Source organism: Nitrospiria bacterium, assembly GCA_035517655.1.
GTDB lineage: Bacteria > Nitrospirota > Nitrospiria > JACQBZ01 > JACQBZ01 > JACQBZ01.
In genome coordinates, this window is the sequence record DATIYJ010000069.1 from 1 (window position 1) to 9,205 (window position 9,205).

General features: G+C 57.3%; 6 protein-coding genes. All 6 read right to left on the reverse strand.

The features are described 5' to 3' along the window. Window positions 1-189, reverse strand: a 189-nt coding sequence (locus VLY20_12730; protein ID HUK57510.1) for a phosphate ABC transporter substrate-binding protein PstS, incomplete at its 3' end; no start/stop codon positions are given. Window positions 190-362: 173 nt separating this feature from the next. Beyond that, entirely contained in the window at window positions 363-1,769 is a 1,407-nt protein-coding gene (locus tag VLY20_12735) for a hypothetical protein (GenBank protein HUK57511.1), read from the reverse strand. Between the two features lie 436 nt (window positions 1,770-2,205). Next, entirely contained in the window at window positions 2,206-2,655 is a 450-nt protein-coding gene (locus VLY20_12740) for a CBS domain-containing protein (GenBank protein HUK57512.1), read from the reverse strand. Between the two features lie 17 nt (window positions 2,656-2,672). Then, window positions 2,673-3,986: a TolC family protein gene (locus VLY20_12745; GenBank protein ID HUK57513.1), complete on the reverse strand. Its 1,314-nt coding sequence runs from the start codon at window positions 3,984-3,986 to the stop codon at window positions 2,673-2,675. Then, on the reverse strand, window positions 3,983-7,168 hold the full coding sequence (locus VLY20_12750; protein HUK57514.1) for an efflux RND transporter permease subunit: 3,186 nt from the start codon (window positions 7,166-7,168) through the stop codon (window positions 3,983-3,985). Before VLY20_12750 ends, VLY20_12745 begins: the two co-directional genes overlap by 4 nt. A 28-nt stretch (window positions 7,169-7,196) precedes the next feature. Beyond that, the gene (locus VLY20_12755; GenBank protein HUK57515.1) at window positions 7,197-8,399 is read right to left on the reverse strand and encodes an efflux RND transporter periplasmic adaptor subunit; all 1,203 of its coding nucleotides are present in this window, start codon (window positions 8,397-8,399) and stop codon (window positions 7,197-7,199) included. Between the last annotated feature and the right edge of the window lie 806 nt (window positions 8,400-9,205).

A 9,205-nucleotide genomic window follows, 5' to 3' on the forward strand; every position in this document is an offset into this window, starting at 1 on the left:
CCCGCCGCCGGAACCGATGGACTGGTAATTGATGTGAATGTCCGGGTGGATCTTGGCGTACTCGTCGAACCATTTGGAATAGACGGGGTACGGAAAAGTCGCCCCCGCGGCGTTGATCAGCATGGGTTCGGCCCAGGCCGGAACCGTCAGGCCGATCAACAATAAGACGGCTAGTGCCAGTGTTTTCATGATCGCTCTCCCTTTTTATCGTATTGAGGTTTCGGGCATGTTACGCCCGCGTTAAATCCACGTTAATTTCTTTTAACACGTCCCTGCCATCGTTTGATGAACTTCGTCTTTGTTCCTTCGCAGATTCGCATACTCCCGCCCGGCCTTTAGACCGGACAGGTTATTCACCCGCCTTACGGCAGATAATAACGGAAGGACGTCATCCCGATGTGCTCCCCGGCTTTGGGTTGCAAGTCGGAGGCACCCGTCCAGAGTTCCCGATGCGTGTAGGAATAGGAAAGGCCCCACGCGGCGGTTCCCTCTTTCGATTTGAAAAACCGATACCAGAAACCGGGCTGGACCTGGTAGATGGTCTGGTTGGCCTGACACACGCCGCCGGTGGTGGGACCCACCTCCTTGAGGCACACGGTAAGGTCGTTCAAGTCCGACCCGTATCCGATTTTAGTGGCTCCGTCCGTCGTCCGCTGATAATGCTCCAGACCGTAGTATGCGTAAACGTCCCATGCCGTGGTAGGATGCCATTCCAGACCGGCCAACAATTGGTTCGCACGGATCGGTTTGAGCGTTCCGTCCGCCTTGGCCATGACATCCGGTCCCACCGCCGCTCCATAGCGTCCGATACCGGCCCCGGACAAGCCCTCGGCGACCAGCGTGACGTTGGAAAGAAGGGGAAGCAATGCGGCCGCCCCGACCCCGTTGCCGAAGGCCACATGGTTTTCCTCGTTCAATCGGTCCTTGAAAGCGCGCCCGAGCACTTTGACTTCATAATGCCCCCAGCCCGGTTCAAAGACCATTTTGCCCACCGCGTCTGGGTAACCATCGGTCGAAAGCGTGGCGTTGGTGAGGGAGTTGGGGGATGCGGCGTTCGCGCTGCTGTTGAATCCCTGGACATTGGCCGGAAGCACCACGCCGGCGATGTTCGTTTCCGGGTTTTCCAGGGAAACCGCCCCCATGACCGCATCGCTGAATTTCTCCGTAAGCCGCACTTGCATCTGGCGCGCCCAATTGTAACCCACGACGTACTGCGCGTCGATGGTCATGGGAAGAAACTCGGACCGGGGTTTCAAGCCGCTGCGGTTGGTGGTCAAAAGGCTCCAGGCCTGACCCATCGTGACCGAGAAACCGCTCGGAAAATCAAAGTTGGACCATGCCTGCCGCAGCCGCAAATTCCAGCTGTTGCTTTCGGTCTCGTTCGCCGTCGGGGCCGCGCCCAAAAAGTCGGTTTCAAGATAGCCGGACACCTTCGTCCCCGAGTTTTCGGTCTCGGCCAGGAGGGAGACGCGGGACTGCCGTGCCGTCATTCGGAATTCGTGCATCGCGGCATCGGCCGTCTTTTGCAGGGGAATATCCCTGTAAGTGCTTCCCACATCGGCATTCTCGTTGGCGGAGCGGAAGAGCGTCGCCGCCTCAAAAAAGCCCCCGGGCGTGATGTTGACGTTCTTGTAATGCAACGTTTCAAAACCGGCGCCGGCCGCGAGTTCTCCCGTGGTCGGTTCATCCGGCTTCTTCTCCTGGGCCTGCGCAAGACTCCCCAAGAGAATTAAAAGAGCACTCACAATAAAGATCATCCTTTTCTGCATGAACGAAATCTCCTTTGGTTAAGTGTGATTAAATTCAGAATCGTGTTGTTCTTGCGGCTGATCGATCCCGGGCCGACTCTCTAGACGATGGTTCGAGCGACTTCCGTAAGAATAGCCTTCATCCAATGGGGCTTGATCTTTGGGACCTTGATCGTTCCTTTTATCATCTCGGCTCCTTTCGGTTTGATTTTTCGTGGGAGCATATAGCATCCAAATGAACAACCGGTGAAAGCCGTGTTACGGGAATGTAAATTCTCAGACACCGAAGCGCCGGTACGATCGGCGGGATTGGACTACTTGAACGGGGTGACGGATGTTGAAATTGCCGTTGCGGGGAATTGAAAGGGGGGGCAAAGCGCCGGTATAAGAAGGGTTTCCGTTGGAAGCGGGAAACTCCCGTGGCGCAACGAACAAAACGGCCTAAACAGAAAAAGGATCAAAACCACCAGGGGGGGACGGATTCCTTGGATTTGAGATAACCCCGGAGGATATCCCGGCGGGCTACAATTCCCACAAGCTTTCCTTCTTGATCCACCACCGGGACGCGGATGAGGTGCTTCCGCTGCAGCAGATCCATGATCTTGTCGGCACGGGTCTCCGGATGCACGGAAACGGGCGCCCCCGTCATGATCTCCTTCGCGGTGACCTCCCTTAACTCTTTTCGCTTCCTCATGACATTCAACAGATCAAACTCGCTTACGATGCCTACGAGCCGCTTCTCTTTCGTGACAATCGGAATGCTCCCGAAATTCCCCAGGGTCATCGCGGTCGCAAGCCGGTCCACCCGGGAATCTTCGGCATAGTAGAAAACACCGGTCTCCATGAAATCGGCCGCCGTCATCCGGTCGAAATTCTCGCCCCCCAGCATGGAATCCGTTCGGCGCATCTCCCGCCTCCTCGTTCTTACCTCGTCAGCGGCGCGCCGATCGCGCGCTCCAGCCGGGTCGTCGACCGGTTGTAGTCGTACAGGGCCCGGACGTACTCCGCATCGGCGTTGGTCAGAAAAGTCTGGGCATCCGTCAATTCGATGATGTTCCCTTGACCGACCTTGTAGCGCCCTTCGGCGATTTCCAGCCGCTCCTTCGCCGCGTCCAGGCTCTGCTGAGCCGCGGGGATGCCGTCCTTGGCCGAGACCATATCGTTGTACGCCCCTTCGACATCAAGCGTCACCCGCTGCCGGACGGCGCGAACCCGTGCGTCCTCCTGCTCCAGACGGGCCCGTGCCTCGGACACCTCGTGACGAACCCGGTACCAGTTGATCGGAACGTCGAGGATCACGGCCGCGTCCCAGTTGGTGGTCAGCGGAGCGTCGGAGCCCAAGGCGTTGACGCTGGCGCTGGCCGTCACGTAGGGAAAGTAATCGCTCTTGACGGCCTCCACCTCCTTCTTGGAGGCCTCCTCCTGACGCAACGCCTCCTTGAGATCGGGCCGCCCTTTATAAGCCCGGCCGAGAAAATCTTCCAGAGTCCCCGCAACCTCTTGGTAGTTGAGGATGTCCTCCAGATCGTAGGGAGCCGGGTTTTCAACCCCCATGGCGTGGTTGAGACCGGCCTTCGCGTTTTGCAGGTCGTCGACGGCGCGGATCGACGCGATTTGCGCTTCGCTCAGGTTGGTCTTGGCCGTGACGACGTCGATCTTGGGACGCAGTCCTATTTCGTACCCCTTTTGCACCATCTCCAGGATTTTTCCCCGCCGCTTCACCGCCGCCTGATTCACAACAATCAGGCGCTGGGTGGCCAGAACGGCAAAGTAGGCTTGCTTGACGTCGAGGATCGCATCCAAGCGCGTCGCCTCCAGTCCCAACCCCGCCGCCTGCGACCGGGCCTCGCTCGCCTCGAGCGTCCAGGACCTTCGTCCAAAATCATACAGAACCTCGTTTAAGACAAGCCCTCCCAGAAAATTATTGGAAGGTTCCGCCGTTGTTCCTCCGGTTCTCGGAATGCCCGTCAGAGAGAGGTAGCTCGACTTGGTGCTGTCGTTGGACCCTTCCAGATCCTGGGCCAGTAGATGGATATCCGGATAATAGAGTGAATGCACAAACCCCACGCGGGCCTCCGCGGCGCGAACCGCACCCTGGGCCTGTTGGACGTCCGGCAGATTCTGAAGGGCCGCATCGACGGCCTGTTGCAGGGTGAGTTTTGACGCCTCCTGGGTCCGGGCCGTGGTGCAGGCCAGCAGCAGAATCGCAAGCGCAACGAAAACCGTTAAACGGCTCATTGATCCCCCCCTTCCTTCAAAATGGTTGGGTCGACTCCCTCGGCGCTTTGGACCGACGGCGGGTGGAAACGCCGACGCAGCCGTTCCTCCACAAGGGAGTAGATCGCGGGGACCACAAAAAGGGTCAGAAACGTGGAAACCAGAAGACCTCCCACGACGGCGCGGGCCAATGGAGCGTTGGCCTCGCTGCCCACCTCCAACCCCAGCGCGAGGGGAAGGAGGCCGAAGACCGTGGCCAAAGCGGTCATCAGAATCGGCCGAAGCCGGACTCTCCCCGCACGGATGACCGCATCCGCAGGGGACATGCCCTGCCGTTGAAGGAAATTCGCATAGTTGATCAAGAGCACCCCGTTGCTCACCACGATGCCGACCAACATGATCACCCCCATCAGGGACGTGGTTGAAATGGTGGTTCGGGTCAGAAAAAGAGTTACGAACACACCGGTCAACCCCAGGGGAACGGCCGCCATCACGATCAAGGGATGGATAAAGGAACGGAACTGCGATCCCAGGACCATGTAGATCAAAAGCACCGCCAACCCCATGGCAAAGAAGAGACTCTTGAAGGTTTTCTCCTGTTCCTCCATCTGCCCCCGGTAGGCCAGCCGGAAACCGGCGGGCAGATGGATCCCCGCGAGCGTTTTTTTAAGATCCGCCCCCACCGAACCGAGATCGCGGCCGGACGGGTTGGCCATCAGGTCGATCACCCGCTGCAGCCGCCGGTGATCGATCTGAACCGGCCCCGAATTCCTCTGGATATTGGCCACGGTCTTCAGAAAGACCGGCTCGCCGTGATTGATGAAAAAGATATTATTTTCCAGATCGTCGATGCCGCCTCGAAAGGGCTTCTGCAGGCGGGTCACGACGTAGTATTCGTTCCCGGTCGTCGGGTCGGTATAAATCGGGGCGCCGGAGAGGTCCCCGAAAATGGAGGAGAGCACCGCATGGGCCACCTCTCCCTCGGTGATGCCGAGCAGGGAAGCCTTCTCCCGGTCCACATTGATGTCGAACTCGGGATAATGCTCCTCCCGGCTGATCATGACATCGGACAATCCGGGCACGGTCTTCATTTTGGCGCTGATCTGCCGCGCGGTCTCGGCGGCGTCCGTCAGGTTGTATCCGCTCAGCTCCACATCGATGGGATTGTTGTAGCCGAAGTTCAGGATCTTCTTAACCACCCCGCCCGTATCGAACGAGATCAAAACCCCGGGCAAGGCCCGATTAAGCTTGGGCCGCAACAAATCGACATATTGCAGGACGCTTTTATCGCGTTGGTCCGGCTGAACCAAATAAACCTGAACGTAGCCGGAATGAGGACCGGTGTTGGTGCTGTAGAACGCCGATCGTCCCGATCGGGGCGAACCCATGTTGGAGAGAAGGGTCACGATCTGGTTTTTGGGGATGGTTTCCTGAACGATCTTTTCCACTTGCGCAACGGTCTTCTCGGTCTCTTCCAGGCGGGTTCCGATCCGATCCCGGACGATGATCCGGAACTGCCCTTCATCCGCCTCGGGAAAGAACTCCGTCCCGATAAACTTCAGCAGACCCAGAGAAAGGACAAAGACAAGAACGGCTCCGCCGATGAGGGGAACGCGGTGCGCCACGGCCCAGCGAACGCCGGATTCATAGCGCGCGTCCATGCGATCCAAAAGCGTTCGGACAAAATGCGTGATCCGCTTGAGAACGCCGTGACCTTGCCCTTCGAGGGATTCCGGCCGCATAAACCGTCCGGCCAAGGTGGGAATCACGGTCATCGAGATAAAATAAGACGCCCCCATGGCGGCCGAAGCGGTCAGGGCCAGGGGCATAAAGGTGTAACGGGCCACTCCCTGGATGAACACCACCGGCAGAAAGACGATCATAAACGTCATGGTGGCCGACAGCACCGGCAGCCCGACCTCGCGTGTCCCGGACAGGGCCGCCTCCATCGGACTTTCTCCGCGTTCCCGGTAGCGGTGGATGCTTTCCAAGACCACGATCGCGTTGTCGATCAGCGGTCCGATCGCCAGGGTCAATCCTCCGAGGGTAAAGCTGTTGAGCGTCTGACCGGTCATGTACAGAAAGATAAACGCCACGAAAATCGAGAGCGGGATCGAGACCGCGGAAAAAAGGGTCTCCTTGACGCTTCCCAGAAAGAGGAAGATGATCGCCAGGGCCAGGAACGACCCTTGAAAAGCTTCATGCTTCAGACTCTGAATGGCCTTTCGGATATAGATCGAGGTGTCGAAGGTCACATCCAGCTTGATACTGGGCGGGACGTTGTTCAGGTGGTGAATCGCCTCTTTGATCTCGTCGACGACCTGGACGGTGTTCGTTCCCGGCTGACGGTAGACATCGAGGTATACGCCGCGACGTCCGTTCACCCGGGAGACGTTCAGCTGAATCTGGTGACCGTCGACCACGTCTCCCACATCCTTGATCCGGATCGGGGTGTTGTTGGCCACCTTGACGACCACGTCCCGGATTTGACGGACAAACGGGATCTGGCTGTTGGTGAAGACGTTGTAATCCAGTCGACCCACTTTGATGTCGCCCGATTGGAAGATGAGGTCGCCCACCTGGACCGCCTTCTCCACATCCAGCACTGAAATTCCCCGCTCCCGCATCAGGTTGGGGTCGAGCTCCACGTCGATCTCCCGGATCTTCCCGCCCTTCACGCTGGCGGCGGACACTCCGGGAAGGGATTCGATCTGCGGCTCGATCGTGTTGAAGGCCAGATCGTACAGGTACTTTTCGTCGTAACCCTCCCCGTTCAACGTGATCGAACAGACCGGAATGTTGGAGATGTCGAACTTGACGATGAACGGCGGAAAGATCCCCTGGGGAAGATTTTTCATAACGGACCCGACCATCTGGGAGACTTCCAGTTCGGCCGCGTTGATGTCGGCCCCCCACTTAAACCAGACCCGGACGATCGAGAGTCCCTGCTTGTTGGTGGAGGAGACATAATCAAGGTTGCTGACCCCGCTGACCGCGCGCTCGATGATGTAGCTCACCGCGCGCTCCACGTCGGAAGGATTGGCGCCCGGATAGAGGGTGCCCACCATGATGACCGGAACACTGATGTTGGGAAAGAGGTCGATCGGAAGCTCGTCCAATGAAATGGAGCCGAGCAGGACGATCGCGACGGAAAGGAAGAAAATGGCAACCGGATTTTTAAGCGACCCCTGGGTTAAGAACATGCCTCACCTTTATTCGATTGATCGATGTTTAAGGCAGCAAAGCGGTGGAGTAAGAACTCTCCGGGGAAGGGGGTTGGGAGGAAGCCGCATCCAGTGGAGGGGCGACCCGGGTTGCTTCGACCGGGGTTCCGTTCGTGACCTCATCCTGTCCGGAGAGGATGATCGTCTCTTGACCGGTCAAGCCTCCGGCCACCTCCAGAAAATCGCCGCCGTCGTATCCCAGCGTGACGGGAATCCGTTTGACCACGCCATCCACGACCGTGAAGACCGAGGCGCCGCTTTCCTGAACGAGGACCGCCTCGGCCGGCAGAATGATGCTCTTCGGGTGCCGGTCAACAATCAGGTCGAGCCGACCGTACATCCCCGGCTTGAGCTTGAGATCGGGGTTGGGGATGTCGATCTCGACCAGAAGAGTCCGGGAGAGCGGATCCACCGCATGGGCAAATCGCGTCACCTCTCCATGGAAAACGAGGCTCGGGAAAGCGTCAACGGTGAACTCGGCCTTGAGGTGGGAACGGATGTAATGGGTGTCCTGCTCGGCCACGTTAACCTGAATCCGAACCGTGTCGATCTTCATCAAGGTGAGGATCGGGGGCGCGCTCGCCGGCGCGACCATGGCGCCGGGATCCAAGTAGCGCATCGTAACATAACCCGAGAAAGGGGCGGTTAATTGGGTGTATTGGAGATGGACTTTTCTCCCCTGAAGATCGGATTTGGACTTTTCAAGATTCGTCTGAGCCACTTCAAAAGCCAACTCGGCGTTGTCCACGTCCTGCTGAGAAACGAAATCCTGCCGGCGCATTTCCAGGTAGCGCTGGAGGGTCAGATCCGCGTTTTTTTGGGCGGCCTCGGCCTGACGGACCGCTTCTTCCGCCTGCTTCACCTTCTCGTTCTCCTCCGAGGGGTCGATGGTGGCCAGAAGCTGACCTTTCCGCACGTAATCCCCTTTGTCGACATTGATCTCGGTCAGGTACCCGCTGACCTCTGTCGGAAGGATGTTGGCCTGGTAGATCGCTTGAATGTTGACCGGATATTTAAGCTTGATGTCCAGGTCCCGGACGATCGGCTTGATCACCTGAACAGAAACCTTCCGTTCAACGGTCTTGTTGACGGAATCCGCGGGATTGGTTTCGGACGAGGCAAAACGCTCCCATGTCGAAGTCACCGCCACCGTGATCACCGCGATCCCAATCGCAATTAACCGTCCACGAAAGGCTCTTTTCGTCAACATCATCCCCCCCTTTAAATTTATAATTCCCTGGCGGTACCTCAAACCTCGGGGCTTTTACACTCGGAAGCCCCTTCCCGCTCCTTAATAGCGGAATCGCATGTTCAATTTCAACCTCACTAATTTTTGCAATAACCATACCAAATGGAAATGAAAATCCTGGTCCGGTTTTTATAGAGAAAAGGACCGAGTGAAGGGGTTGGGGATAAGGTCTCGACACCCGATTTCCGGTATGCGGTGACCGAGTTTTCAGGACGAAGAGCCCCTTTTGAACGCGGATAAGACGGTTGTGAGGAGTGTTCTCAGCATTATGATTGCCACAACGGGTTTAATTGGAACGGAACATTCCGGTCAAGCCAGCTTGAATCCTTTATTGATGAGGGGCGAAATTGGAGGGAAGCCATCGTCCCTTTGGAAGGCTTGCTCTAAATGGGCGCCGTGGCGGGCCGTCACCCCACGGCCCGAGCCACTTCCCGCAGAATCGCCTTCATCAGACTGGAATTGACTTTTTTCCCTGTCTTGTTTTTGTCTGCCACCCGTATCACCCCCTTTCTTATCCTTCGTTGAACGAAAGCTTAAAGCATGCAGATGAACGGTTTATGACGACCCTATTACCCGGAAGTTAATTTGTAATGACCTGACCGTCTGGAGACCTTGGAAAGAACCCAATTCCTATTTGATCTTTATGAGTTTCACATCCGAAACGGTCTTCGGCTTCAAGAACAGGCTTACGGCGCTTAGAAGATAATCTTGATAAAGGGGGCACCGGAGGTGTTGTTCCGTCGCACAGTATTCATCCGTCTCAAACT